Origin of the sequence: Bacillus sp. JJ1474 (genome assembly GCF_036965225.1) — a bacterium.
Classification (GTDB): Bacteria; Bacillota; Bacilli; order Bacillales; family Cytobacillaceae; genus Cytobacillus.
Map to the genome: position 1 here is coordinate 1 of NZ_JBALPC010000345.1, position 1,072 is coordinate 1,072.

Annotated in this window: 2 protein-coding genes; both read left to right on the top strand. The window is 30.8% G+C overall.

The window, feature by feature from the left end:
• The first annotated feature begins 72 nt into the window (after window positions 1-72).
• Window positions 73-474 carry a hypothetical protein gene (locus V7164_RS25570; protein ID WP_335355646.1) on the top strand — a complete coding sequence of 134 codons (402 nt, stop codon included), beginning with the start codon at window positions 73-75 and terminating at the stop codon, window positions 472-474.
• 99 nt (window positions 475-573) lie between these two features.
• On the top strand, window positions 574-879 hold the full coding sequence (locus V7164_RS25575) for a hypothetical protein (protein ID WP_335355647.1): 306 nt from the start codon (window positions 574-576) through the stop codon (window positions 877-879).
• Window positions 880-1,072 lie beyond the last annotated feature (193 nt).

Below are 1,072 nucleotides of genomic sequence, written 5' to 3' on the forward strand. Positions count from 1 at the left end.
GAGCAGGTTAGCTCAATAGGTATATCGATTATCAAAAAATTCAGTTAATATATAATGGAAGGGGGAATTAAATTGATATTAAATTATAAAAGGGCTTTAGGCTACTTAGCATATTCGGTTGGCTTTATTTTATTATTAGTAATAATAAGCAACATAAATTCACATTTTATTAAAATGATTAATGAGACGTATAGAATGTATCCTTGGCAAATCCTTATTAGTTTGATGTATTTCCCAATTGGCATATATCTTGGAATCCCCAATATCTTAAAGGAATTTAATAAAACGGGTCGATGGAGAATTAATTACTATAAGATTGTACTTGTAGCTTTACCAATGATTTATTTATCGTTTTATTGGTTTTTCCCCTTTTCGTATCCGATTCCCAATATTCTTGCCTACACAAAAACAGCATTTAGTTTTGGTACTATAATAGCTGGATTCTTTATTATTAATAGCTTTACAAAAGAATAGACGTTATTCATATTACGATCTTCAAAAATCGGGCCATTTAACGGAATAAAAATTTTAGTAGCAGATTGATCAGATTAAAAAGCGAAAGGAGGTTCTAACATGGTTGTTATATTGGCAATTGCACCTATTGTAATAGTAGGAGGGATTGTCGTATATGTAATTGAAAGTCTGAAACATAGATATAACCAAGGCAACCTAGGTAAGAAAAAATCAAAAGGGGCTCAAAATTTATTAGATAGCTTAATACCAATCGGAATGCTTTTTGGTTGTGCTATCGGTGTAATTTCGGGCATATTTTTCCAGATTCCAACAGTATTTACAGTTAGTTTAGGAGCTGGAATAGGCTATTTATTTGGATTTTTTGCTTTTGTAATTTATTGCAATAAAGAAAACAATTATTCATAATTGGCTATCTTTCAGAAATGGGGGCATTTCCAAAGTGTGGATCTGCGCTTCTTTTGCATAATGTGGAACATAACAACTAATAAGATGTACTAAATCTTTAAGAATAAATTAGTTCGGGTTAAGTAGTGTATCCCTATAATAAATGTAAAACTAGTGAAATAAAGTACTTAGACTAAAAGGAGCACTCTAGTGC